Genomic DNA, 24,214 nt, shown 5'->3' with positions numbered 1-24,214 from the left:
GTCGCGCCAGCTCTGCATCAGGCAGAGTTGGTTCGATCAGAAGTGTTCGAGCATCGTACAGCGGGAAGCGGAGACGGGCAGGCGAACGCGGATGAGGCACGTATCACCCGGGCGCGCCGGCCCGGTGGAGGCGCGCCGGCGCGTTCCTGCCGGGCTGAGCGCACGGTCGCGCGCCGGTACGCCTCCACGGGACCACTGGTACGCCGGTACGCCGGTACGCCCAGCGCGCAGTAGGGCCCCCGCGCGCGATAGATGAGGCACCCGCGCCCACCGTGCCCCGCCGTGACGAACCCGGCCCCGCCCCGTCGGGCACGGCCGGCCACTGGCCACCGCTCCACGGCCCGCCCCGAGCCCGGGGCGGGCACCCGGCGGTGCACCCGGCCGACCCCGGTCCCGAGCGGAACCTCGTGGCGGCACACTCCCGTGGCGGCAGAGGCCCCCGCAAACGCCCACTCGCCCCACTCACCCCGAGTGCCCCGACGGCCCCGAGCGCTGACCGCTGGCCGAGCGCGGGCACCCCCGAGCCGCTCGCCCCCGAGCCGAGGGCACCAAGCCGCGGCCCCCCGAGCCGAGGGCACCCCCAAGCCGCGAGCGCCCCCAAGTCGCGAGCGCCCCCAACCGAGGGCGCCGCGTCAGCGTCCCGTCCCCAGCCAGCTGGCCAACTTGCCGCCCCGGCCCACCGCCCGCAACCGAGCCTCCGCCGAGTCCCGAACCGGATCGGTCGCGACGACGAGGAGGTCGTCGCCGCGCCGCAGCACCGTCGACGGCAGCGGCACGAAGGACTTGCCGTCCCGGACGACGAGGGTCACGGCGGACCCCGCGGGCAGCCGCAGCTCGTCCACCTCGACCCCGTGCATGCGCGACCCCTTGAGAATCCTCAGGGACAGCAGATGGCCCCGGAGCTGTTCCAGGGGCGCGGATTCGATGCCGAGGTCGGCGGCTTCGGAGTCCTCGCCCAGCCGGAGTTTTCGCGCCAGCCAGGGCAGGGTGGGCCCTTGGATGAGGGTGTAGACGACCACCAGCACGAACACGATGTTGAAGATCCGGCGGCTGTCCTCCACTCCGTTCACCATGGGGATGGTGGCCAGGATGATGGGGACGGCGCCGCGCAGGCCGGCCCAGGACATCAGGGCCTTCTCCTGCCAGGGCATGCGGAACGGCAGCAGGCTGAGGACCACCTCCAGCGGGCGGGCCACGGCCGTCAGGACGAGTCCGATGACGATGGCGGGCAGGATGTCGTCGGCGAGGTCGTGCGGGGTGACCAGCAGGCCGAGCAGGACGAACATGCCGATCTGCGCGATCCAGCCGAGCCCCTCCGCGAAGCCCCGGGTCGCGGGTGCGTGCGGCAGTTTGGCGTTGCCGAGGACCATGGCCGCGAGGTAGACGGCGAGGAAGCCGCTGCCGTGGGCGAGGGCGCCCGCCGCGTAGGCGGTGACGGCGATGGCCATGACGGCGATGGGGTAGAGGCCGGACGCGGGCAGTGCCACGTGCCGCAGGGCGTAGGCGCCGAGGACGCCGACGGCGATGCCGATGGCCGCGCCGATGGCGAGTTCCAGGGTGATCTTGCCGAGGAGGACGTACCAGCTCTCGATGGGGCCGGCGGTCGAGAAGGCGACGACGAGGATCACCACGGGGGCGTCGTTGAAGCCGGACTCGGCTTCGAGGACACCGTTCACCCGGGAGGGCAGGGGCACCTTGCGGAGCACGGAGAACACGGCCGCCGCGTCGGTGGAGGACACCACCGCGCCGATGATCAGTGCCTGTCGCCACTCCAGTCCGACCAGGTAGTGCGCTGCCGTGGCGGTGATGCCGACGCTCACGGCCACACCGACCGTGGAGAGCACCGCCGCGGCTGGCAAGGCGGGTTTGATCTCCTTCCACTTCGTGCCCAGGCCGCCTTCGGCGAGGATCACGACCAGGGCCGCGTACCCGATGACCTGGGTCAACTCGGCGTTGTTGAAGCTGACGTTGCCGATGCCGTCCTGGCCGATGGCGACGCCGATGCCCAGGTAGACGAGCAGGCTCGGCAGCCCGCTGCGTGAGGAGATCCGGACCGCAGCCACCGCGATCAGCAGGACCAGTGAGCAGACGAGCAGGAGCTGGTTGAGGTGGTGAACGGTCAGTGGCCGAATCCTTTCTGCGCACAGTCTCGGTACTTCGTTACCTTACCTAATCGTTAACGCTTCCTTGACGCCCTCGTATGTTCGTATGGTCGGGGTTCCTGACTCCGCGTCCGGTGTGGTCACGCCCTGCGCCTATGGTTGCTCCAGTGTTTCCGTGTACGGCTGCCGAGACCGCGCCGCCCGATTGACCCCCTGCCGCTCGCGAAGGACAGCAAGGACAGCGATGCCCGCCAACACCACCGCCTCCTCCGGCCAGCAGGCCGACAGGTCCGTCAGGAAGAAGGGCCGGAAAGGCCGTTTGTTCGTCATCGTGCTGGTGCTGGCCATCGTGGCCGGGGTGGGCTACGGGGCCTACTGGAGCGTCAGCACGGTGCGTGCCTCCTTCCCGCAGACCAAGGGCTCCATCAAGCTCGCCGGACTCGCCGGGCCCGTCGACGTCAAGCGTGACGGCAACGGCATCCCCCAGGTCTACGCGTCCTCCGACGAGGACCTGTTCATGGCCCAGGGTTACGTACAGGCGCAGGACCGCTTCTGGGAGATGGACGTCCGGCGTCACACGACGTCCGGTCGGCTCTCCGAGATGTTCGGCAAGAGCCAGATCGAGACGGACGAGTTCCTGCGCACCCTCGGATGGCACCGGGTCGCGCAGGAGGAGTACGACTCCAAGCTCTCGCCCGAGACCAAGAAGTACCTCCAGGCGTACGCGAAGGGCGTCAACGCCTACCTCGCCGGCAAGGACGGCAAGGACATCTCGGTGGAGTACGCCGCCCTCGGCTTCACCAACGACTACGCGCCGCAGCCCTGGACGCCCGTCGACTCGGTGGCCTGGTTGAAGGCCATGGCCTGGGACCTGCGCGGCAACATGCAGGACGAGATCGACCGTTCCCTGATGACCAGCCGGCTCGGCCCGTCGCAGATCAAGGACCTGTACCCCGGCTACCCGTACGACCGGAACAAGCCGATCGTGCAGGAGGGCGCGTACGACGCCGCGAGCAAGACGTACGAGCCGAAGGGCACCGGCCAGCAGGGCCAGACAGGCCAGCAGGGGCAGACCGGTCAGCAGGGCGTGGGGACCGGGTCGGGGACCGGATCGGGCGCGGCCGGCGGTGCGCAGGCCGCCACCGACGGCCTCCAGAGCCAGCTCGCGGGCCTGTCCGAGGTCCTCGACGGCATCCCCGCGGTGTTCGGCCCCAACGGCAACGGCATCGGCTCCAACTCGTGGGTCATCGCCGGCAAGCACACCATCACGGGCAAGCCGCTGCTCGCGAACGACCCGCACCTGTCGCCGCAGCTGCCCTCGGTCTGGTACCAGATGGGCCTGCACTGCCGGGACGTCTCCGAGAACTGCTCGTACGACGTGTCCGGGTTCACCATCGCGGGCATGCCGGGCGTGGTCATCGGCCACAACCGGGACATCTCCTGGGGCCTGACCAACCTGGGCGCCGACGTCACCGACCTGTACCTGGAGAAGTTCACCGGGGACGGCTACCAGTACGACGGCAAGGTGGTGCCCTTCAAGACGCGCAAGGAGACCATCCGGGTCGCCGGGGGCGAGTCGAAGCCGATCACCATCCGGGAGACCGAGAACGGCCCCCTGCTCTCCGACCGCAGCGACGAGCTCGGCACGGTCGGCAAGAAGGCCGCCGTCGACAGCTCGGCGCCCGACCGCGGTGACGGCTACGGCGTCTCGCTGCGCTGGACCGCCCTCACCCCCGGCAAGTCCATGGACGCGCTCTTCGCCATCAACCGCGCGAAGAACTGGAACGAGTTCCGCAAGGGCGCCGCCGACTTCGAGGTGCCCTCGCAGAACCTCGTCTACGCGGACACCGAGAACAACATCGGGTACCAGGCCCCCGGCCGGATCCCGCTGCGCGCCGAGGGCCACGACGGGTCGCTGCCCGCGCCCGGCTGGGACCCCGACTACCGCTGGACCGGATACATCGACCAGGACGCGCTGCCGTACGAGTACAACCCGGAGCGGGGGTACATCGTCACCGCGAACCAGGCGGTCGTCGACCCCGACACGTACCCCCACGCGCTGACCGCCGACTGGGGCTACGGCGCGCGCAGCCAGCGCATCACCGACCTCATCGAGTCGAAGACCAAGGCCGGTGGAAAGATCTCCACCGAGGACATGCGGCAGATGCAGACCGACAACAGCAGCGAGATCGCCAAGCTGCTGACGCCGATGCTGCTGAAGATCGACGTGTCCGACAAGCACGTGCGCGAGGCGCAGAAGCTGCTGGAGGGCTGGAACTACACCCAGTCGCCCGACTCCGCGGCGGCGGCCTACTTCAACGCCGTGTGGCGCAACGTCCTCAAGCTCGCCTTCGGCCACAAGCTGCCGAAGGAACTGCGGGTCAAGGGCGAGTGCCTGTACGTGGAGCCCGCCGAGAACACCGGTCCCGCCGACGAGGACGTCCGGGTGCAGGAGTGCGGCGAGCGGGACGGGGACTCGGCGCAGCCGGACGGCGGCGACCGCTGGTTCGAGATCGTCCGGGGGCTCGTCAAGGACGAGGACAACGGTTGGTGGAAGACCCCGTCCGACAAGGAGATCGACACCCGGGACGAGCTGTTCGCGCAGGCCCTGGAGGACGCGCGCTGGGAGCTGACCGCCGAGCTCGGCAAGGACATCGACAGCTGGAGCTGGGGCCGGTTGCACCAGCTCACGCTGGAGAACCAGACGCTGGGCACCGAGGGTCCCGGCTTCCTGAAGTTCGCCCTCAACCGGGGTCCCTGGAACCTCGGCGGCGGCGAGGCCGCGGTCAACGCCACCGGTTGGAACGCGGCGGGCGGCTACGACGTGATCTGGGTGCCGTCGATGCGCATGGTGGTCAACCTGGACGACCTCGACAAGTCCAAGTGGATCAACCTGACCGGTGCCTCGGGCCACGCCTACAACGCCCACTACACCGATCAGACGGACAAGTGGGCCAGGGGCGAGCTGCTCGACTGGGCGTTCTCCGAGAAGGCCGTGGAGGAGACCACCGCGGACACGTTGTCGCTGCGGCCCTGAGACGGCCGGCGGACGGGTGACCGTCCGAGCACAGGGAAGTGGCCCTGCACCGTCGGGTGCAGGGCCACTTGGCGTCCGCCGGGGAAGGGGGACCGGCGGCACGGGCATCAGCGGGCGAGGGAGCCGTCGGTGCAGTTCTGGACGATGCTGCTCGGGTCCGCGACGGTGGGCAACCCGCAGGTCCTGAGCACTTCCAGCCCCGTCTGCGCGGCGCCCGCGACGCCCTCCGAGGTGACGGGGCCGGCACTGACCGGGCTCTCGGCCGCCACGGCCGTGTGCGCGCCGGGCAGCAGGGCCCCGACGGCGAGGACGGCGGCGGTGGACAGGGTACGGAACGTCTTCGTCATGCCCAGTCAACAGTCCGTGACCGGTCGGGGGCACGCGCTCTCATCCGTCCGGGCGTGGCGGGTGGACCGGCGCGTCCCGCCCCCGCTCCGTCCGCGCGGGTCCGGAACCGCAGGCCCCGCCGCCGCACGACCTCCGCACGGCCGTCGCGCGGCCTCCCGAGGCGTCAACCGTGCTCCCGGAAACTCACCCTCGCCGGTGGCCCGGGGCTTCGGCGCGGCCCGGGAAGCGGCGGACCCCCGAGGGGGTGACCACCGCGTGCACCGGCCGGTCGTGCGCTTCGACGGGCACCCGTGCGACCACCTCGGTGTCGTACAGCAGCACGACCAGCCACGGATCGGCTCCGGCGCGCTCCAGCCGGGCGAGGACCCGGTCGTACGAGCCGCCGCCGCGGCCGAGGCGCATGCCGCGGTCGTCGACCGCGAGGCCGGGGAGCAGCACCGCGTCGGCCTCCAGGACCGCCTCGGGTCCGAGACGGGGGCCACCGGGTTCCCGCAGGGTCATGCGGGAGGTGCGGGGGACCTCGACGAGCGAGTCCGGGCCCTCGTAGCGCCCCCAGTCGAGGTCGTTGTCGTCCAGGAGCACCGGCAGCAGGACGCGCACCCCCCGCGCGCGGAGGTCGTCGAGGAGGGGGAGGGTGCCCGGTTCGTCACCGACGGAGACGTAGGCGGCCACCGTGCGTGCCCGGGACAGCTCCGTGAGGTCCCGTGCGCGCGCGGCCAGAACCAGCGACGTCCCCTCGACGTCATGTTGAGGCAACCCGCTCCTCATACTGAGGATCCGTCGTCGCAAACTGCGCTTGTCAGGCTCGGCCCCGCCCTCGGTCACGCTCATGATCGTCGTGCTCGCCTTTCCATGTCCTGTCATATGCGGATCACTTATGTAGAGCTACAGAATCCCTACAATGCCACCGGTTAGGGTGACCTCCATGACTGAGTCGAACTCCAGGATCACCAAGGCCGTCATCCCCGCCGCCGGCCTCGGCACCCGCTTCCTGCCCGCCACCAAGGCCACTCCCAAGGAGATGCTGCCGGTCGTGGACAAACCGGCCATCCAGTACGTGGTCGAAGAAGCGGTGTCCGCCGGGTTGGACGACGTCCTGATGATCACCGGACGCAACAAGCGTCCCCTGGAGGACCACTTCGACCGCAACTACGAGCTGGAGGAAGCCCTCACCAAGAAGGGCGACCGGGCCCGGCTCGCGAAGGTCCAGGAGTCGAGCGACCTGGCCACCATGCACTACGTCCGCCAGGGCGACCCCCGGGGCCTCGGCCATGCCGTCCTCTGCGCGGCCCCCCACGTCGGTGACGAGCCCTTCGCGGTCCTGCTCGGCGACGACCTCATCGACCCCCGTGACCCGCTGCTCGCGCGCATGGTCGACATCCAGGAACGGCACGGCGGCAGCGTCGTCGCGCTCATGGAGGTCGCCCCCGAGCAGGTGCACCTCTACGGCTGTGCGGCCGTCGAGGCCACCGCCGAGCCGGACGTCGTCAAGGTGACCGGCCTGGTCGAGAAGCCCGACCCCGCGGAGGCGCCCAGCAACTTCGCCGTCATCGGCCGCTACGTACTGGACCCGCACGTCTTCGAGATACTCCGCGGCACCGAGCCCGGCCGCGGCGGCGAGATCCAGCTCACCGACGCCCTCCAGCAGCTCGCGCTGGACGAGAAGGTCGGCGGCCCGGTGCACGGCGTCGTCTTCACCGGCCGCCGCTATGACACCGGCGACCGCGGCGACTACCTGCGTGCCATTGTCAGACTCGCGTGCGAACGTGAGGACCTGGGCCCGGAGTTCCGGACCTGGCTGCGCGGTTACGTCACCGAGGAGATGTAGCGACTTGAGCGGAACGAACACCGGCACCACCGACCAGGACCGGGTCTGGACGGTGGCGGAACACCTGGAGGACGTCCTCCGGACCGTCCGCCCCCTGGAGCCCATCGAACTCCAGCTCCTCGACGCCCAGGGCTGCGTCCTCGTCGACGACGTCGTGGTGCCGGTGTCGCTCCCGCCCTTCGACAACAGCTCCATGGACGGGTACGCCGTCCGCACCGCCGACGTCGCGGGCGCCAGCGAGGAGTACCCGGCGGTCCTCACCGTCGTCGGGGACGTCGCCGCCGGACGGGGCGGACGACTCGCGGTGGGTCCCGGACAGGCCGCCCGCATCATGACCGGCGCCCCGCTGCCCCCCGGCGCCGAGGCCGTGGTCCCCGTGGAGTGGACCGACGGCGGGCTCGGCGGTGGCCCCGTCACCGGCATGCGGGCCCACAGCGCCGCTCCCGAAGGGGCGTCCGGCCAGGTGCGCGTGCACCGGACGGCATCCGCCGGGGCGCACGTCCGCGCGCAGGGCAGCGACGTGCGCGCCGGTGATCTGGCGCTGACCGCCGGCACGGTGCTCGACGCCCCCCAGATCGCCCTGCTCGCCGCGATCGGACGCGGCACCGTGCGGGTGCGCCCGCGGCCCCGCGTGGTGGTCCTCTCCACCGGCAGCGAACTCGTGCCCCCCGGCGAACCGCTGGGCGAAGGGCAGATCTTCGACTCCAACAGCTACGCCCTGACCGCCGCGGCCCGCGCGGCGGGCGCCCTCGCCTACCGGGTCGGCGCCGTCGCCGACGACGCCGAGACGCTGCGCGCCACCATCGAGGACCAACTGATCCGCGCGGACCTCGTCGTCACCTCGGGCGGGGTCAGCGTCGGCGCCTACGACGTCGTCAAGGAAGCCCTGTCCTCGGTGCGCGACGAGGACGTCGCCGGCGGCGGGGTCGACTTCCGGGTGCTGGCCATGCAGCCCGGCAAACCGCAGGGCTTCGGTTCCATCGGCCCCGACCACACGCCCCTGCTGGCGCTGCCCGGCAACCCGGTGTCCTCGTACGTGTCCTTCGAACTGTTCGTCCGGCCCGCCATCCGCACCCTGATGGGCCTGTCCGACGTGCACCGGCCCACCGCCCGCGCGGTGCTGCGCGCCGACAAGACGCTGACCTCGCCCGCCGGCCGCACCCAGTACCTGCGCGGCCGCCATGACGTCGACACGGGCGAGGTGACGCCCGTCGGCGGGGCCGGATCGCACCTGGTCGCCGCCCTGGCGCAGGCCGACGCCCTGATCGTGGTCCCGCGCGAGGTGACCTCGGTGGAGCCGGGCGAGGACGTCGACGTCGTGCTGCTCGGCCGGTCCGCCGCACCCGGATCTGCGTAACGGCCGCGCCCCGGGTGGGTCCTGGCCCGGAACACGCGTCCCGCGCGCGGTACGGTAGCCCGCACACAGGCTCCGCGCGCCGCACCGTGAGCGGGCCCGGACCGGGAGCGTCACAGCACATGACCGCGCATTCCCGGGGGGACACCCCCGGTACCTCCGCACAGCGCCGCCTCACGCACATCGACGAGGCCGGCGCGGCCCGCATGGTCGACGTCTCCGCCAAGGAGGTCACCACGCGCACCGCCCGCGCCAGCGGCCGGGTCCTGGTGAACGACCGGGTCGTCGCCCTGCTGCGCGGGGAGGGCGTGCCCAAGGGCGACGCGCTCGCCACCGCCCGCATCGCCGGCATCATGGGCGCCAAACGGACCCCGGAGCTGATCCCCCTGTGCCATCCGCTGGCGCTGTCCGGGGTGAAGGTGGACCTGTCCGTCTCCGACGACGCCGTGGAGATCACCGCCACCGTGCGGACCACCGACCGCACGGGCGTCGAGATGGAGGCGCTCACCGCGGTCACGGTCGCCGCCCTCACGGTCGTGGACATGGTGAAGGCGGTCGACCAGGGCGCCGTCATCACGGAGGTCCGCGTCGAGGACAAGACCGGCGGAGCGTCGGGTGACTGGAGCCGGGCGTGAACGCGGGCGCACACCGGGGTGACGGCAGCGCGGACGGTACGCGCGCGCCTTACCGGGCGCTGGTGGTGACGGCGTCCGGACGCGCAGCGGCGGGGGTGTACGACGACCGCGGCGGTCCGCTGATCGTGGCGGCGCTCAGAGCGGCCGGGTTCACCGTCGACGACCCGCGCGTGGTCCCGGACGGCGACCCGGTCGAGGCCGCGCTCCGGGAGGGCGTGGCCGCCCGCTACGACGTGATCCTCACCACCGGCGGTACGGGCGTCTCACCGACCGACCGCACCCCCGAGGCGACCGCCCGGGTCATCGACTACCCGGTGCCGGGCATCCCGGAGGCCATCCGCGCGTTCGGCCGCCGCACGGTGCCCGCCGCCGCGCTGTCCCGGGGCGTCGCGGGCGTCGCGGACCGCACCCTCATCGTCAACCTGCCGGGGTCCACGGGCGGAGTGCGCGACGGACTCGCCGTACTGGAGCCCCTGTTGACGCACGCCGTCGACCAGTTGCGCGGCGGCGACCACCCCCTGCCGTCCACCGAGGACGGCGCGCCCGCCCGCGACGCACCGGGGCAGCCCGGTGCGACGGGCGAGGAGCCCGCGCCGGACGCCGGACCGATCGGGAGCCCACGCTGAACAGCTCCGCATGGCCCGTCCAGCTGGAGGACGGCGAGGTCGTCCTCCGCCCCATAAAACTGCGTGACCAGCGCGCGTGGCGTGAGGTCAACCGGCGCAACCGGGACTGGCTGCGCCCCTGGGAGGCGACGATCCCGCCGCCCACCCCGAGCGGGCCGATCACCCACCGGCCCACGTACCGACAGATGGTGCGCCATCTGCGGGCCGAGGCCAACGCGGGACGGATGCTGCCCTTCGTCATCGAGTACCAGGGGCGGCTGGTGGGGCAGCTCACCGTCGCGGGCATCACCTGGGGCTCGATGTGCTCGGGCCACGTCGGCTACTGGGTCGACGAGGGCGTGGCGGGCCGGGGGGTCATGCCGACGGCGCTGGCGCTCGCCGTCGACCACGGCTTCCGCACGGTGGGACTGCACCGCATCGAGGTCTGCATCCGTCCGGAGAACGCCCCCAGCCGCCGGGTCGTGGAGAAGCTCGGGTTCCGCGGTGAGGGACTCCGGCCGCGGTTCCTCCACATCGACGGTGCGTGGCGGGACCACCTGGTGTTCGCGCTCACCGCGGAGGAGGTGCCGGAAGGGCTGCTGTACCGGTGGCACCAGCGCGCCCGTGCGCTGCGCGGGACGTCAGGGGAGCACTCGTCGTCCGCCCCGCCCGAGCCGCCGGACTCCCCGAAGAATTGAATGCATGTTCGATATCGGTCGCGAAATTGTCATCCGAAGGCGCCAAGCGGGGCAATCGTGACCCCTGTTACCGAGCCGCTGATCGCATCAGTCGCAAAAAAAGTTCGGAATATGAGCTAGATCGTGCGACACACCGCCCCAATTGGCGGATGGCCCCGCGCAAAGACCTCTACGGTGTGAGACGTGAGCAGCAGCGGCCTCATCTACGCAGTCATCGTCGGGGCCTGGGCCGCCTACTTGGTGCCGATGTGGCTCCGTAGGCAAGACGAGCTGAACGAGGCCCGTCCGACGGAACGCTTCAGTACCGCCATCCGGCTCCTGTCCGGGCGGGCGGGCATGGAGCGCCGTTACGCCAAGGACCTGCGGGCGCGTTCGACCGAGGAGGACGAGCCGGTCGCCGGTCCCGGTCCGGCCCCGGACGGCGTCACCGACTCGGTGGACGTCCGGGCCTTCGCCATGCCTCCGGCGCCCTCGCGCCAGGAGGTGGAGGCTGCGCTGGCCCGCCAGGAAGCGGCCCGTGCGGAAGCGGCCCGCGAGGAAGCGGCCCGGCACGAGGCGGCCCGGCAGGAGGCCGTGCGCAAGGAGGCGGCCCGCCAGGAGGCCGCCCGCAAGGAAGCCGAGGTCGCCCGCCAGGAGGCGGAGCGCGATGACGCGGCACGGCTGGAGGCGGCCCGCCAGGAAGCGGTGCGTCAGGAAGCCGTCCGCCAGGACAAGGCGCGCCCCGCTCGGGCCGTGCGCCGCGGCGAGGTCCGTGCCGAGGTACGCGGGAGCGACGGCGGCAGCGGCCGCGAGAACCGCGAGAGCACGGAGCGCGGGAAGCGCAAGGCGCGTGAGGGAGCCCCCGCGCGCCCGCGCGCCACGGCCGAGGCCACCGCACGCGCCCGGCGCACGAAGGTGCTCGCGCGCCGCCGCCGCACCACGGTGGTGCTCTTCCTCGCCTTCACCGCGGGGGCGGTCGTCGCCGCCGTCGGCGGCCTGGCCTTCCTCTGGGCGCCCGCGCTGCCCGCCGTGCTGCTCAGTGGGTACATCGCCTATCTGCGCCGACAGGAACGTCACCGGTTCGCTTACGTCATGGACCGGCGAAGTGCCGAGCTGGCCGCCCAGCGCCTGCGGGAGCGCCAGCCGCGCCGCCCCCAGTCGGAGAGCGCCGCCGCCTCCGACCGGTCGGACCGCGCGGACCGTTCGGAGGGCGAACCGGTGGAGCCGGCGACCGACCCCGAGCTGTCGGCGCTGGCCGCCGACCGGCGGGCGCTGGTCGAGCAGACCGACCACGCCGAGTGGGTCGACCAGCAGCGCGAACGTCATCGGAGTCCCGGGCAGGGGGGCAGCTGGGACCCGGTCCCGGTGCCGCTGCCCACCTATGTGACCGCGCCGGTCGCCCCGCGCGCCACGGGTGGCGTGGACCTCGGCGCACCGGACGCGTGGAGCTCCGCCCGCTCCAGCGCCGCCGAACCGACGGGGCGCCGCACGGACCCGGGCGCGTCCCCGACCGCGGCGGGCTCCGTCGACGCCGGGGGCGACGGGGCTGCGGACGGTGCCGGCTTCGAGGACGGCGACGAACGGTGCGACGCGCGCCGGGCCGCATCGGCGCGCCGCTCCCGTGAGCGGGGGCGCACACCGCTCTTCGACCAGTACGAGGAGAAGGAACGGCCCCGCGCGGCCAACGAGTGACCGTCTCGCCGGGGGCTTCCGTGTCCCCGTGCGGCCGGGGGGTGTTCGGGCTCCCGTCCCGTGCCCGGTGATCGGCCCGGGGCGGCCGGTTGATCAGCGCAGACCGGTCCGGGAGCGGATTTCCGAGCACCGTTGCGGGGGTGCTAGAGTTTCACCCGTTGCAAGGGCCTGTGGCGCAGTCCGGTAGCGCACCTCGTTCGCATCGAGGGGGTCAGGGGTTCGAATCCCCTCAGGTCCACAGCAAGGCCGTTCTTGAGTTAGCTCTGGAGCGGTAACGAGATCCCGTCCGATCGTTGAGATCGGGCGGGGTTTCGTCGTTTCCGGGGCTCGTTCGATGGCTGTTCGGGGTGGTGGCTGGCGACATGTTGGGCGTGGGGGCGGTTCGGTCCGGGGCTTGTTGCTGTGCGGGCATGGCTGAGGGCCCCGGGGGGCCGGGGCTGGTGGTGGCGCTGTGTGGTTGTCCAGCGTGGTGGTCAGTGGGTTGGTGGTGGGTGCCGTCCGGCGTTGTGCCTGGGCTGGGATTCGCATGCTGGCGAGAGCGGGCCGTAGCCGGGCTCGTCGTCGATGTCGGTGAGGTGCTCACCGGTGCTTCTGAACAGCCAGCTTTCCAAGATGTCCAGGTTCCCGATGCTGATCATGATGGCGATCAGGAGTGTCTGGGCGACCTGTCCGGGGGCTCGCCGGTGTTTCGGGCTGCCGATGTCCATCTCGGCGCTTTTCAGGCGCCCGTTGATGCCCTCGTTGTGAGAGCGGATCGGTTTGTAGGTGCGGTCCCATACGGAGCTCAGGTAGCGGCTGTCCTGACGGAACTTGGCGGTCTTCAGGTCGCCGCCGGCGTCGGCGGGGACGCTGATGGCCGATGCGCCGCAAACGGAGGGAAGCTCCTCCTTCGTCTTGGGGGCGAGCCATTCGTTCTCGGGCAGCTGGATGGTGGGCCGGGCGGCGGGGTGGCTGGCACGGGTACGTGTGTCGCCCAGTTTGATCACGGCCTGGGGCGGCCCCGGGGTGCGCGGGCTGTGGGGGCGGAGGCGGTCCCGCCGTGGGCAGTTCACCGACGGGGAGGGGCCAGCCGCCGGGCATTGGAGGCGGATCGTGCCGCGGGCGTCGGCGTTCTGTTTGAGCTTGAGGAAGTACGGCTCACGTTGCGCGATGGCTTGGTTGAGTTCGTCGCTGCGCAGGCGTACGGCTTTGTCGTTTGCGCGGTGGGTCGCGTTGGCGAGGGCGGCGGGGATGTGGGGGCAGGCGAGGGATCCGTCGACGAGTACGGCTCCCTGCCAGCTTCCCTGGACTCCGCGGTCCTCGGCCTTGTAGTCCAGGGCGAGGCGGTAGCCGAGCCGGCGGGCGGGGATCTGGAAGTTGGCGGGTGCGCATCCGGTGTAGGCGCGGTCGGCCGCGCAGGTGCCGGTCGGCAGCCCGAGCTCGGTGAGGTGCCGCAGCAGGGTGATCGCGTTGGGTCCGGTGCGGACGGTGGGGGTGTCGAGTACCAGCCCAAGACACAGTTGCGGGTACTCCACCAGCCCTTGAGTCTTGCCCGCTGGCCCGGGAGGTCGGGTGTGGGCGGCGACCAGGAGTGTGGCGCTGTAGCCGAAGATGCCTTTGTCGGATCCGCCGCTGAAGTGCCAGCCTGCGGTGATCTCGACCGAGGCGGAATCGGAGTGCTCACTGTCCGGTTTGGCCATCACGGGGATAGCCGTGGCGTCGACGCCGACGTCACCGCGCCAGGCCCGCAGGTGGCCGCGCTCCTGTGCCAGTTGCACGGTGGTCAGGACGAGGTCGTTCGCCAGACGCTGGAGCCGGTCCGCGGCCGTGCGGCCGGCCTTGTCCTTCCAGGCTGCGGCGTGGGCGTTGGCGTCCGCCTGGGGCAGGCGGCGGCGCCGGTCGCAGCGTGCCGGGTCGAGGGCGCTGGTGATCCGGTCCAGCCCCCGGTAGAGGCGGCGGCTGGCCGCGATGCCTTCGCGGGCCGTTGCCGGTGCCTGTTCGGGGATGCCCAACCAGGCGCGGGCCGTGGGACGCAGACCGAAGTGCAGGACCCGCCAGGCGTCGGCGATCGTCGCCCGGCCGGTGTAGTAGACGGCGAGCATCAGACCGGCCAGCACTGTCCGAGGCCGGATTCCGGATGGCCCGGGCCGCCCGGCCAGGATGTCCTCCAACTGGCCGGGCAGGCCGGACCGGTCCAGCACGGCCAGCAGCTGGCCGACCTTCGAATCGGGGATCTCGGTCAGCCGTCCGGGGCGGACGCGGGGCCGCAGCGCCCGCGCCGCCAGCTGGTCGCTTTCGGGCCGCGCCCTCACCGGCGGCGTCCCCGCAGAAGCCGGACGACCTCCTTCTCGGGCAACGGCGGAACCCATTGGTGATAAGGCGCCAGCCCGGCGGGAGAGGCCATCCCGGCCGCGGACGCGACGATCACCGGGCTGATGCCCTCGGCCAGCCGTCCGACGATCCATGTCGACCGCAGCCTGCGGGCCGACAGCGGCGGCAGTCCGGCGTGGGGCCGATGCCGAACGGGCCACGAGGAGACAAGGTTCTTGGCCGCGGCGACCTTGCGGCTCGGCCGGTAGAGGAACCCGGACCCTGCTGCCTCGGCGAGGTCGGCGAGCACGGATTCCCATTCGGTGTGGCAGGCCACCAGCCGTCCGAGCAGGGTCCGGTCGAGCACCGCGACCCCGGTGGACGTGACGCGGACGTGATGGCCGCGGATGCGTACGACCTCGCCGGGCGCAAGACCGCACCCGGCGCCGAGCACCATGAGCGCCAGCCCGTCCAGCCGTGCCCGGCCGGGCAGGTGCCCGGCCCAGTCCCGCAGACGGGCCACCTCCCCGTGTTCGTAAGGCGGTTGGGGTGCGCGGGGCGAGGACAGCCGAACGGGGGGAGCCTCCCCGCGCTGTACCCACACCAGCGCCTCCCGCACCCGCCGCAGCCATGTCCGGTAGGTCAGCACCGTCGAGTTCTCCACCGTGGTGCAGCCGGACAGTACGAACGCGTCGATCGTCTCCGTCCGCAGCCAGGTGCCGGGATCGTGCGGGAGCCCCGACTGGTCGGCCCAGACAGCGAGCCGGCCGACGACATGCAGCAGGTGATTGGCCTCGTAGCAGGTGGCAGGTGCCGCCGCTGTCACGGTCGACCGGACCAAGTCGGCGACCGTGGCCCACTGCTGCTGTGGCAGCCGGGGACGGTACTCGCGGATCTTGCGGGAAACCTCGGGACTGAGCGTCACAGACCAATCCCACCGGCTGGACAAGCAGCCAGTGAAGGGATCGAAGCCGATCTTCACGGAAAGGAGTGCATCGACATGGTCGGAGGTTTGGCCCGCAGCAGACCGCCGCGCGAGCTTGCCCGTGATCCGGAATCCTGGCCCCATGCCGTCATCGACGACCCGGCCGCCGATGTCATCCAGGCCATCGCCCGGACCCTCACCGAGGCCCTGAAGAGCCAGGCCAAGAGTCTGCGGCGAGTCGCAGACGGATCGGGAGTCAACCGGCAGGCCATTGCTGATCTGATCGCGGGGCGCTGTTGGCCCGACATCGCCACCGTCGCCCGCTTGGAGGACTTCCTCGCCGTCCCGCTCTACCCACCCCGGAGTAAAAGGTGTCAACTGCATTGAAATCGGCCTCTCCGTTCCCGGCTCAGGACGTCCGGGAACGATGAAATAGGCCACGCACCCCCGAGGCGAGCTGAATTCCTCTAGCCTCGGGGGAAGTGCGTGAGCCACTACCAAGGGGTCCGCGTCACAGGTTCCGAAGAGGGTCCAAGCTCAACGGAACACGTCCCCTTCTCCCCGTAACGGGAGGAGGGGACATCCATGAAAGGGGAGTCGCTAGGCCGCCCCCTTCGCGTTGCCACTGCGAGCGGCAGCGATCTTGAAAACCCCCGGTTCGGGTTCAACGGCCCGGCCGTGCCTGACATGCCGCTTGCACGTTTTTCGGGTCGTCTCGATCGCAGCCGCACCCACCTTGCCGGAGATGGGCCTCCCGATAGCCTCCGTGATCTCCTTCGCCCGCAGTGGGCGCCCCGCAGTCGCCAGCACCTGCAACACCTGCCGCCCCAACTGACGATTCCGCGGCGCAGCCGCGGCTCGCTCCTGATCAGGGGCAGCCCCCGTCTCAGAGCGCTCATCCTCGGCCGACCGCGCCGCGCTCACGCCCTCAGCCTCAGGCTGGTCGGCACGAGGATCAGCGGTCTGTGTGTCGACCGTGATCTCGTCCAGCGCGGACGCCAAGTGGTCCCGACTGGCCACAGCCTTGGCTAACTCAGACTCAACCGCGGCCAGTTCCTTCTCCAGCTCGGCCCGCTGCTGACGCAGACGTGCGGCCTTGTCAGAGTAGAAGCCCACGGCTGTGCGCAACCCCTCAACCGCAGCCGTCTCACCGGACACCAACAGCCCCTCCTCGAACCGACCGCACAATGCCAGACATCGTAGGGAATGCCAGCCACGCCAGGCAGCCAAACCACCAACCTTGTCTGGTGGTTGATGCCAGTCTCCTCTCCCGCCCTCATGCCCCACAGCAGCGACCCGGACATCCAGTTCGAGGCCGTCGGCGCCGCCATGTCCGTCCTGTGGAACTGCAGCGAACAGCTCGACGCCAAAGTCCGTGAGAATCCAACACCGCCTCAGCGGCGCGAGTAACCACTGGGAACGTTCATCCCGAGGCAGTGGACTTCCAGGCAGCAGTGACACACCCTTCCTCCCAGTGCCACCACCCCTTGGCCTCTCCGTGCTCCAAGAGCTTCCGTATCCGAGGCAGGTCCGCAGCCGGGGGAACGTCGAGAGCGACCATCCGAAACTGCTCGATCCCCTCGCCGGTCGTGCCCAGTCGATGGAACGTCTCCAGCACGGTCCCCCGGGCGACGGCCGAGCCACCGTCCCTCAGGACGATCAGACGGATGGCGCAGTTCTCCGACGCCCGCACCGTCTCACCAGCCCAGCGCACCCCGTCCTCGTCGACCTCGACCCGGATGATGTCGCCACTGGCAACCCCCCGCACGAACCAGGGCGTGTTGTCCACACGCACGGTCCCGCCGCCGAGATCCACCGCCCACAGGCTCTCCACACTCGCCGGCGGCCAGCCGGCCTCGTCCACCTCCAGCCGGAAATGGACCTTCACATGGTCGTCCCTGATGTCCGTCACGGCATCATCATCCACAGCTGCGGCCAGGGTGGGGAACGATCACTCCACGAGCGGGAAAAGATCTTCAAACCCCGGCTTCGACGCTGGTCAGCGGCGCTCGTGAACAGCCCACAGCAAACGTCACGGGATCCCGTCCGATCGTTCAGATCGGACGGGATCTCGTCGTTTCCGGGACTCGGTCGATGGCCGTTGCGGGCCTAGGGGCGTCGGGCGGTGACGAGGTAGTAGTCGAGGAGCCGTCGTTCGTAGGCCCTCAGGAAGTTCCGGGGCCAGGCGTCCGGTGCGTAGTGGCGGGCCAACCATGCGTCCCAGCCCGCCCAGACCTGTGGACCCATCGACTCGACCCGCACCGCTGAGAGGCCGCGGGCGGTGAGCGCGTCCGCCAGCGCGGTCACCGGGCGGGCGATGTCCAGGCCGTTCGCGAAGGTCTCCAGCAACTGCGCGAGGTCCTCGCCCCGGCCCGGCGCGTCGCCCCCGGCGAAGAAGCTGGCGACGGCGACCCGCCCGCCCGGGCGCAGCACGCGCGCCGTCTCAACCGCGAAGGCCTCCAGGTCCGGGAAGTGTTGCACGGCCTCCACGCTGACGACCGCATCGAACTCGGCGTCTGCGAAGGGCATGCGCTCCGCCGCGCCCTGGACGAATCGCAGCCGTTCCGGCGCCTCCTTCAGCAGGCCCGCGTGCACCTCTCGGGCCCGTTTCAGTTGGGCGGGGTGGATGTCCATGCCGGTGACCTCGGCAAGGCGGCGTTCGGACAGGGCGAGCGCGCAGCCCATTCCGAGCCCGCTGCCCACTTCGAGGAGCCGTAGCTGCTGGAGTGGCCCCGCGGCGTCCAGGACTCGGCGATAGAGGTCCTGCTGGCTGCGGATGCGATCCGCCTCGCTGAGCGGGGCGTCCACGTCGATGTCACGCCAGTGCCCGAAGTTGATGAACCCGCCGGCGAAGATCGGTTCCCCGCTCAAGTCTGCGGGCCCGTACGTCTCTCGTACCGCGGGCCGCATGACGGGGAAGGATTCCTGGGCATCGAATGCCACGTGGTGACACCTCCGGGAAGGATGCGCTCACAACCGTACCGACGTGCCCAGTCTGGCACTGTTCGTGCTTTCGCCCGGGGCCCATCGACCCGATGCGGATGGAGACTCCGCGTCGGCGCTCGACGTCCGCTTCCTGCACGGTTCACCAGGAGGTGACCCGCTGCTCGCGGGCCGTCAGTCCCGGGTGCCCAGGTCCAGGCGGTCGATCAGTCCGGCCTCGGTGAACGCGGCGACCAACTCGTCGCGGCCCTCGGTGAAGTGCGCCCAACTGTCGTAGTGGACGGGGACCACCCGGCGCGCGCCGAGGATGGTGGCGGCCTCGGCGGCCCGCGCGCTGTCGAGGACGATCGGTGCGCCGCCGAAGAGGATGGGGAAGCGGGGGGCGCCGGCGAACAGGACGGCGGTGTCCACCGGGCCGAAGCGTTCGGCGATCTGACGGACCGGTTCGAGTGAGGCGTTGTCACCGCTGACGTAGAGCGTGGGCAGGCCCTCCCCGGTGAGCACGAAACCGACGACCTGGCCGGTGAGCGGTTCGATGTCCTCGCGGGCGCCGGGACCGTGGAGGGCGGGTACGCCCGTGACGGTGACCGTGCCGCCGCCGTCGGGGCGGTCGAGTTCGACCGACTCCCAGTCGGCCAGCCCCGTGGCCCGCTCGCCCAGGCGCTCCCCGCCGCCGGGGGTGGTGAGGGTGAGCGGGACGTCGGCGAGGAGTGCGCGGCCGGAGGTGTCGAGGTTGTCGGGGTGCTCGTCGTGGGAGAGCAGGACCACGTCGACGGGGCCGAGGTCGGCCGGTGCGGCGGAGGAGGGTGCCGTCTTGGTGAGCCGGCCGCCCGGTATGGGGTAGTCGCCGGGGGCGTCGAAGGTCGGATCGGTCAGGAAGCGCAGTCCGCCGTAGGAGAAGAGGGCGGTCGGGCCGCCGAAGACGCGGACGGGGATCTGCTCGGGGGACGTGCCAGTACGGGCCATGGCGAAACCTCACGGATGAGTAGCGGCTGTTCCGTGATGGACAGTAGTGATGTCTCACGGAAGAACGCAAGCTGTACCATGAGGTTCATGAGTGAGGCCCCGACCGTCGAGCCCGTGCTGCCACCCGCTCCCGGGGCGGAGGGCCATCTCGCCCTCGACTTCGTCAACAGCGCCGTCGCGCTGCCCGGCGGGCACTTCGTCGACTTCCTCGGCACCCCGGCGGGCACCAACCAGTGGCTCGCCGAACGCGGCCTCGCTCCGGTCGACGCCGGGGTGCAGGAGATGTGCGCCACGCAACTGCGCTCGCTGCGCGAGAACGTCAGGGCCCTGTTCTCCGCCCGGGTGATCGGGGTGCCCGCCCTGCCCGCGGCCCTGTCCGCCGTCAACGACGCGTTGAGCCGGGCCCCCACGGCCGCGCTGTTGCACTGGGACGAGAAGAACGGCCCCTACCGCGCGGTGCCGTGCCCCACCAACGAGGTGCTCGACCGTGCGCTGGCGACCCTGGCGGCCAACGCGGCCGACCTCCTCACCGGGCCCGACGCCGAACGTCTCACCGCCTGCGGCTCCACCCCCTGCAACCGCTACCTGCTGTCCCACGGTCGCCGCCAGTGGTGCTCCACCCGGTGCGGTGACCGCGCCCGCGCCGCCCGCGCCTACGCCCGTCGGGCCCGACCGAAGTCGGACTGAAGCGGGGGTCCGTACCCGGGGCCGATGGCGGTCGGGGCTGTGGGGGGGGAGTGGTGTACGCCACTGCGTGGGGGGGTGGGGGTGTCCACTACTGTGCCTAGTGGGCCGTGACTGGCGCTTGGGTGGGGCACCACCGGGGAGCGGCCTGACGACAGCGTCGATGCCGTGCGCCTGGGCAAGTGGTCCACCACGCCTGGGAGGCGACTGTGTCCCCTACGTCCCCGACACCGACAGCGCGACTCATGGACGGCACCGGCCTCGCCCGACGCCTCGTCGAGGAGACCGCCGCCCGAGCCGCCGCACTCACCCGCCGCACCGGAACCGTCCCGTGCCTGGCGACCGTACTGGTGGGCGACGACCCCGCCTCGGTCACGTACGTACGGATGAAGCAGAACCGCAGTGCCAAGGCCGGGGTGCTGTCCCGGCACGTCGGGCTGCCCGCCGACACCAGCACCGCGGAACTCGTCGACACGCTCACCGCGTTGTCCCACGACCCGAACGTGCACGGCATCCTGCTCCAGCACCCCGCCGGGCGGCACATCGACGAGCGGGCGGCGTTCGAGGCCATCGCTCCGGAGAAGGACGTCGACGGGGTGACGATGCACTCCTTCGCCGCGATGGGCTTCGGGCTGCCCGGCTTCGCGTCGTGCACCCCCGGCGGCATCATGCGGCTGCTCGCCGCGTACGAGGTCGAACTGGCCGGCAAACACGCGGTCGTGGTGGGGCGCAGTGCGATCCTGGGCAAGCCGGTGGGCATGTTGCTGCTCGGTCAGGACGCCACGGTGACGTACTGCCACTCCCGTACCGCGAACCTGTCCGCGCACGTCCGGGAGGCGGACGTCGTGGTGGCGGCCGTGGGGGTGCCCGAGTTGATCCGGGGTGCGGACGTCAAGCCGGGCGCGGTGGTGATCGACGCCGGGTACAACCCGGGCAACGTCGGTGACGTGGAGTTCGAGGCCGCCCGCATCCGGGCCGGTCTGATCACGCCCGTTCCCGGCGGGGTCGGGCCGATGACCATCGCGGTGCTGCTGGCCCAGACCGTGGACGCCGCGGAACGCCAGAGCGCCGGGTGACCGTACCGGTCGTGGTGCGCCTCAGACGGGGTCGCCGGCTCGGCCCCGTGCCGGGACCAGGGGCTTGGCGTAGCAGCGGCTGAGTTCGCTGTGGCGGTAGTGGCCGAACTTGGTGCAGGGCGCGTAGCCGCTGGACTCGTACAGGGTGATGGCCTCGGGCTGCTCGGTGCCGGTTTCGAGGACCATGCGGGTGCGGCCCGCCGCGCTGGCGTCGGCCTCCAGTGCGGCGAGGAGGCGGCGGGCCAGTCCGCGGCCCCGGGCCTCGGGGGTGACGTACATCCGCTTGATCTCGGCGTCGCCGTCCCCGTACCCCAAGGGGTTGGTGTCCTGGCGGCGCCAGCCGCCGGTGGCGAGGGGGGTGCCGTTCTCGTCGTACGCGATGAGGTAGAGGCCGTGCGGCGGTTCGAACATGGCGGGGTCCAGGGGGGTGGCGTCGCCTTCGTCGCCGTAGCGTTCGGCGTACTCGCGCTGGACGCGGTCGTTCAGCTTCACGGCGTCGGCGTGAGCGAACGAGACCTGACGTATATGCATGCGGATCATCGTACTTCTATGCGGTCGGTGGGAGGGGGTGCGGCGGTGGGCGCGGGCCCCGTTCAGTGTGCCGGTAATCTGCCGGAATGCTCAGTGTGACCTCTGTCAATGTGAACGGACTGCGGGCCGCTGCGAAGAAGGGCTTCGTGGAGTGGCTCGCGCAGACGGCCGCCGATGTGGTGTGCCTCCAGGAGGTCCGGGCCGAGCCGGAGCAGTTGCCGGCGGCGGTGCGTGCGCCCGAGGGGTGGCACGTGGTGCACGCGCCGGCCGCCGCCAAGGGCCGGGCGGGTGTGTCGTTGCTCACCCGTCGGGAGCCGGACGCGGTGCGGATCGGTTTCGGGACGGCGGAGTTCGAGGACAGCGGACGGTACGCGGAGGTCGACCTGCCGGGCGTCACCGTCGCCAGCCTCTATCTGCCGTCCGGTGAGGTCGGCACCGAGCGCCAGGCGGAGAAGGACCGGTTCACGGCGGCCTTCCTGCCGTACCTGGTGGACCTGCGGGCGCGGGCGGCGGCCGACGGGCGCGAGGTGCTGGTGTGCGGGGACTGGAACATCGCGCACCGTGCGGCGGACCTCAAGAACTGGCGGAGCAACGCCAAGAACTCCGGTTTCCTGCCCGAGGAGCGGGCCTGGCTGGACCGGGTGCTGGACCCCGCGGACGGCGGTTACGTGGACGTGGTCCGTGCCCTGCACCCGGACGTGGCGGGCCCGTACTCGTGGTGGTCCTACCGGGGCCGGGCCTTCGACAACGACAGCGGGTGGCGCATCGACTACCAGATGGCCACGGCCGGCCTCGCCGGTCGGGCGCTCAAGGCGACCGTGGAACGGGCCGCCAGCCATGAGCTGCGCTGGTCGGACCACGCCCCGGTCACCGTCGTCTACGGGAGCTGAGCCGCGGCACGGGGTGCTCCCGCGGGGCCGGTCGCGCGGGGCCGGGCCGGGCGGAGCACCTCGTACTCGCTGAGGTCGACGCGGCGGGTGGCGGCGCGGAACGCGGAGGTGGTGCCGGGCCAGACGGTGGTGTTGCGGCCCTGTGCGTCGAGGTACCAGCTGCGGCAGCCGCCGGTGTTCCAGACGGTGCGCGCGAGCCGCCGTTGCAGGGTGGCGTTCCAGGCGTCGACGGCGTCCGCGCGGGGGGTGAGCGCGACCCGGCCGCCGAGGGTGTGCAGTCGGCGCAGGAAGTCGGCCAGGTAGTTCAGTTGGGACTCGATGATGAGGATCATCGAGGAGTTCCCGAGGCCGGTGTTGGGGCCGATGAGGGTGAGCCAGTTGGGGAACCCGGTGGCGGTGGTGCCGCGCAGGGCGCGCATGCCGTCCTGCCAGGACCGGGCGAGGGTCCGGCCGCCGAGGCCGACGACCCGGTCGGCGATGGGGAGGTCCGTGACCCGGAAGCCGGTGCCGAAGACGAGGGTGTCGGCTTCGGTGGCGGTGCCGTCGGCGGCGATCAGGGTGGAGCCGCGGACTTCGGCGAGGGCGCCGGTGACGTGGACGTTGGGGCGGGCGAGCGCCGGGTAGTAGGCGTTCGACAGCAGGATGCGTTTGCAGCCGATGCGGTAGTCGGGGGTCAGTCGGGCGCGTAGGGCGGGGTCGGTGACGGCGCGGGCCAGGTGGCGCCGTGCGCTCCGTTCGGCAAGGGCGAGTTCGCTGGGCCACCGGGTGAAGGCGTGCGTCTGGAGTTCGCGCACCCCCCACAGGGCGCTCCGGCGCAGTCGCAGGGTGAACGGCAGCCGTCGGTGCAGTCGGCGTTCGGCTTCGCCGATCTCCCGGTCGGCGCGGGGCAACACCCAGGGCGGGGTGCGTTGGAAGAGGGTGAGCCGGGCCACCTGCGGTTGGATCTCGGGGACGAACTGGACGGCGGAGGCGCCGGTGCCGACCACGGCGACGCGTGCGCCGCGCAGGTCGTGCCCGTGGTTCCAGCGGGCGGAGTGGAACACCTCGCCGGGGAAGGTGTCGAGGCCGGGGACCTGCGGGACCTGCGGGTCGGACAGGGGGCCGGTGGCGGAGACGACGAGGTCCGCGGTGAGGGTGCCGCCGGTGGTCTCCAGGCGCCAGTGCAGACGGTCCTCGTCCCAGCGGGCGCGGGTCACCTCGTGGCGCAGCCTCAGGTGGGGGCGGAGCCGGAAGGTGTCGGTGACGTGTTCCAGGTAGCGGCGGATGTCCTCGTGGCCGGAGAAGCTGCGCGGCCAGTCGGGGTGCGGGGCGAAGGAGAAGGAGTACAGGTGGGAGGGGACGTCGCAGGCGCTGCCGGGGTAGGTGTTGTCGCGCCAGGTGCCGCCGACGGCGTCCGCGCGTTCCAGGACCACGAAGTCGGTGACGCCCTCGCGGCGCAGCCGGACGGCCGCGCCGAGTCCGCTGAACCCGCTGCCGATCACGGCGACCCGGACGTGCGGGGGCGGTTGTGGGCGGTGCTCGGTCATCCTGGTGCCTCCGTGAGCCTGCTCCGCGTCCGCGCGGGCGGCGGTCCGGTGACGGTGCGCCCCCATCATCGCGGGCGGGGCGGTGCGCGGGCCAGGTGACTCCGCT

At 71.6% G+C, this 24,214-nt stretch carries 23 protein-coding genes, 1 tRNA gene and 1 riboswitch; of the genes, 13 read left to right on the top strand and 11 right to left on the bottom strand.

Annotated features, from left to right (window positions below; all coding sequences use genetic code 11):
- Positions 1-632: 632 nt before the first annotated feature.
- Positions 633-2,147 carry a potassium/proton antiporter gene (locus ACFYOU_RS03340; protein ID WP_391303773.1) on the bottom strand — a complete coding sequence of 505 codons (1,515 nt, stop codon included), beginning with the start codon at positions 2,145-2,147 and terminating at the stop codon, positions 633-635.
- Between the two features lie 199 nt (positions 2,148-2,346).
- Here ACFYOU_RS03340 and ACFYOU_RS03335 point away from each other — a divergent pair, with 199 nt between their 5' ends.
- Positions 2,347-5,139, top strand: coding sequence for a penicillin acylase family protein (locus ACFYOU_RS03335; RefSeq protein ID WP_391303165.1), 2,793 nt, complete (start codon positions 2,347-2,349; stop codon positions 5,137-5,139).
- A gap of 107 nt (positions 5,140-5,246) precedes the next feature.
- Here ACFYOU_RS03335 and ACFYOU_RS03330 read toward each other — a convergent pair whose 3' ends face one another.
- Positions 5,247-5,486, bottom strand: coding sequence for a hypothetical protein (locus ACFYOU_RS03330; protein ID WP_385493908.1), 240 nt, complete (start codon positions 5,484-5,486; stop codon positions 5,247-5,249).
- Between the two features lie 184 nt (positions 5,487-5,670).
- Complete coding sequence (locus ACFYOU_RS03325) at positions 5,671-6,318, bottom strand: 5-formyltetrahydrofolate cyclo-ligase (protein WP_391303772.1); 648 nt, start codon at positions 6,316-6,318, stop codon at positions 5,671-5,673.
- Between the two features lie 94 nt (positions 6,319-6,412).
- Here ACFYOU_RS03325 and galU point away from each other — a divergent pair, with 94 nt between their 5' ends.
- The 7 genes from galU to ACFYOU_RS03290 all read left to right on the top strand — a co-directional run bounded on the left by galU (position 6,413) and on the right by ACFYOU_RS03290 (position 12,516).
- Positions 6,413-7,315, top strand: coding sequence for a UTP--glucose-1-phosphate uridylyltransferase GalU (galU, locus tag ACFYOU_RS03320; RefSeq protein ID WP_389762168.1), 903 nt, complete (start codon positions 6,413-6,415; stop codon positions 7,313-7,315).
- Positions 7,316-7,319: 4 nt separating this feature from the next.
- Positions 7,320-8,672, top strand: a complete 1,353-nt coding sequence (glp, locus tag ACFYOU_RS03315; RefSeq protein ID WP_391303162.1) for a gephyrin-like molybdotransferase Glp — start codon at positions 7,320-7,322, stop codon at positions 8,670-8,672.
- Positions 8,673-8,791: 119 nt separating this feature from the next.
- On the top strand, positions 8,792-9,304 hold the full coding sequence (gene moaC, locus ACFYOU_RS03310; protein WP_391303160.1) for a cyclic pyranopterin monophosphate synthase MoaC: 513 nt from the start codon (positions 8,792-8,794) through the stop codon (positions 9,302-9,304).
- On the top strand, positions 9,301-9,930 hold the full coding sequence (locus tag ACFYOU_RS03305) for a molybdenum cofactor synthesis domain-containing protein (RefSeq protein ID WP_391303158.1): 630 nt from the start codon (positions 9,301-9,303) through the stop codon (positions 9,928-9,930). Before moaC ends, ACFYOU_RS03305 begins: the two co-directional genes overlap by 4 nt.
- The gene (locus tag ACFYOU_RS03300) at positions 9,927-10,607 is read left to right on the top strand and encodes a GNAT family N-acetyltransferase (RefSeq protein WP_391303771.1); all 681 of its coding nucleotides are present in this window, start codon (positions 9,927-9,929) and stop codon (positions 10,605-10,607) included. Before ACFYOU_RS03305 ends, ACFYOU_RS03300 begins: the two co-directional genes overlap by 4 nt.
- A gap of 183 nt (positions 10,608-10,790) precedes the next feature.
- Entirely contained in the window at positions 10,791-12,278 is a 1,488-nt protein-coding gene (gene glpR / locus ACFYOU_RS03295) for a gephyrin-like molybdotransferase receptor GlpR (RefSeq protein WP_391303156.1), read from the top strand.
- A gap of 164 nt (positions 12,279-12,442) precedes the next feature.
- Positions 12,443-12,516: transfer RNA gene (locus ACFYOU_RS03290), tRNA-Ala, on the top strand.
- A gap of 235 nt (positions 12,517-12,751) precedes the next feature.
- Here the strand turns inward: ACFYOU_RS03290 and ACFYOU_RS03285 are convergent.
- Positions 12,752-14,569 carry a hypothetical protein gene (locus tag ACFYOU_RS03285; protein ID WP_391303154.1) on the bottom strand — a complete coding sequence of 606 codons (1,818 nt, stop codon included), beginning with the start codon at positions 14,567-14,569 and terminating at the stop codon, positions 12,752-12,754.
- Positions 14,566-15,492, bottom strand: a complete 927-nt coding sequence (locus ACFYOU_RS03280) for a hypothetical protein (protein ID WP_385496070.1) — start codon at positions 15,490-15,492, stop codon at positions 14,566-14,568. The genes ACFYOU_RS03285 and ACFYOU_RS03280 overlap by 4 nt, the downstream gene beginning before the upstream one ends.
- Positions 15,493-15,567: 75 nt before the next feature.
- On the opposite strand from ACFYOU_RS03280, the gene ACFYOU_RS03275 reads away from it, so the two are divergent.
- Positions 15,568-15,879 (top strand): helix-turn-helix domain-containing protein, encoded by a 312-nt coding sequence (locus ACFYOU_RS03275; protein ID WP_391303152.1) that lies wholly within the window; start codon positions 15,568-15,570, stop codon positions 15,877-15,879.
- Between the two features lie 213 nt (positions 15,880-16,092).
- Here ACFYOU_RS03275 and ACFYOU_RS03270 read toward each other — a convergent pair whose 3' ends face one another.
- Complete coding sequence (locus ACFYOU_RS03270; RefSeq protein WP_385496072.1) at positions 16,093-16,650, bottom strand: hypothetical protein; 558 nt, start codon at positions 16,648-16,650, stop codon at positions 16,093-16,095.
- A 120-nt stretch (positions 16,651-16,770) separates the two neighbouring features.
- On the opposite strand from ACFYOU_RS03270, the gene ACFYOU_RS03265 reads away from it, so the two are divergent.
- Complete coding sequence (locus tag ACFYOU_RS03265; RefSeq protein WP_391303150.1) at positions 16,771-16,902, top strand: hypothetical protein; 132 nt, start codon at positions 16,771-16,773, stop codon at positions 16,900-16,902.
- 13 nt (positions 16,903-16,915) lie between these two features.
- Here ACFYOU_RS03265 and ACFYOU_RS03260 read toward each other — a convergent pair whose 3' ends face one another.
- The 3 genes from ACFYOU_RS03260 to ACFYOU_RS03250 form a co-directional block, all read right to left on the bottom strand.
- Positions 16,916-17,404, bottom strand: a complete 489-nt coding sequence (locus ACFYOU_RS03260; protein ID WP_385496074.1) for a DUF4265 domain-containing protein — start codon at positions 17,402-17,404, stop codon at positions 16,916-16,918.
- A 197-nt stretch (positions 17,405-17,601) separates the two neighbouring features.
- On the bottom strand, positions 17,602-18,435 hold the full coding sequence (locus tag ACFYOU_RS03255) for a methyltransferase domain-containing protein (protein WP_391303147.1): 834 nt from the start codon (positions 18,433-18,435) through the stop codon (positions 17,602-17,604).
- A gap of 174 nt (positions 18,436-18,609) precedes the next feature.
- The gene (locus ACFYOU_RS03250; RefSeq protein WP_391303145.1) at positions 18,610-19,401 is read right to left on the bottom strand and encodes an MBL fold metallo-hydrolase; all 792 of its coding nucleotides are present in this window, start codon (positions 19,399-19,401) and stop codon (positions 18,610-18,612) included.
- 87 nt (positions 19,402-19,488) lie between these two features.
- Between ACFYOU_RS03250 and ACFYOU_RS03245 the strand changes: the two genes are divergently transcribed.
- Positions 19,489-20,088, top strand: coding sequence for an ABATE domain-containing protein (locus ACFYOU_RS03245; protein ID WP_391303143.1), 600 nt, complete (start codon positions 19,489-19,491; stop codon positions 20,086-20,088).
- A gap of 97 nt (positions 20,089-20,185) precedes the next feature.
- Positions 20,186-20,272: riboswitch (ZMP/ZTP riboswitch) on the top strand.
- Between the two features lie 58 nt (positions 20,273-20,330).
- Complete coding sequence (locus ACFYOU_RS03240) at positions 20,331-21,161, top strand: tetrahydrofolate dehydrogenase/cyclohydrolase catalytic domain-containing protein (protein WP_391303141.1); 831 nt, start codon at positions 20,331-20,333, stop codon at positions 21,159-21,161.
- A 21-nt stretch (positions 21,162-21,182) separates the two neighbouring features.
- Here ACFYOU_RS03240 and ACFYOU_RS03235 read toward each other — a convergent pair whose 3' ends face one another.
- Positions 21,183-21,692: a GNAT family N-acetyltransferase gene (locus ACFYOU_RS03235; protein WP_391303140.1), complete on the bottom strand. Its 510-nt coding sequence runs from the start codon at positions 21,690-21,692 to the stop codon at positions 21,183-21,185.
- A gap of 86 nt (positions 21,693-21,778) precedes the next feature.
- Between ACFYOU_RS03235 and ACFYOU_RS03230 the strand changes: the two genes are divergently transcribed.
- On the top strand, positions 21,779-22,582 hold the full coding sequence (locus tag ACFYOU_RS03230) for an exodeoxyribonuclease III (protein WP_389762149.1): 804 nt from the start codon (positions 21,779-21,781) through the stop codon (positions 22,580-22,582).
- Here the strand turns inward: ACFYOU_RS03230 and ACFYOU_RS03225 are convergent.
- A complete protein-coding gene (locus ACFYOU_RS03225) occupies positions 22,570-24,108 on the bottom strand; it encodes an NAD(P)-binding domain-containing protein (protein WP_391303137.1) in 1,539 nt (512 codons plus the stop codon). The genes ACFYOU_RS03230 and ACFYOU_RS03225 overlap by 13 nt on opposite strands.
- Positions 24,109-24,214 lie beyond the last annotated feature (106 nt).

Origin of the sequence: Streptomyces sp. NPDC005955 (assembly GCF_042871255.1) — a bacterium.
Classification (GTDB): domain Bacteria; phylum Actinomycetota; class Actinomycetes; order Streptomycetales; family Streptomycetaceae; genus Streptomyces.
The sequence above is the reverse complement of the archived record's forward strand: the minus strand, read 5'-3'. Positions and strand labels throughout refer to the sequence as shown.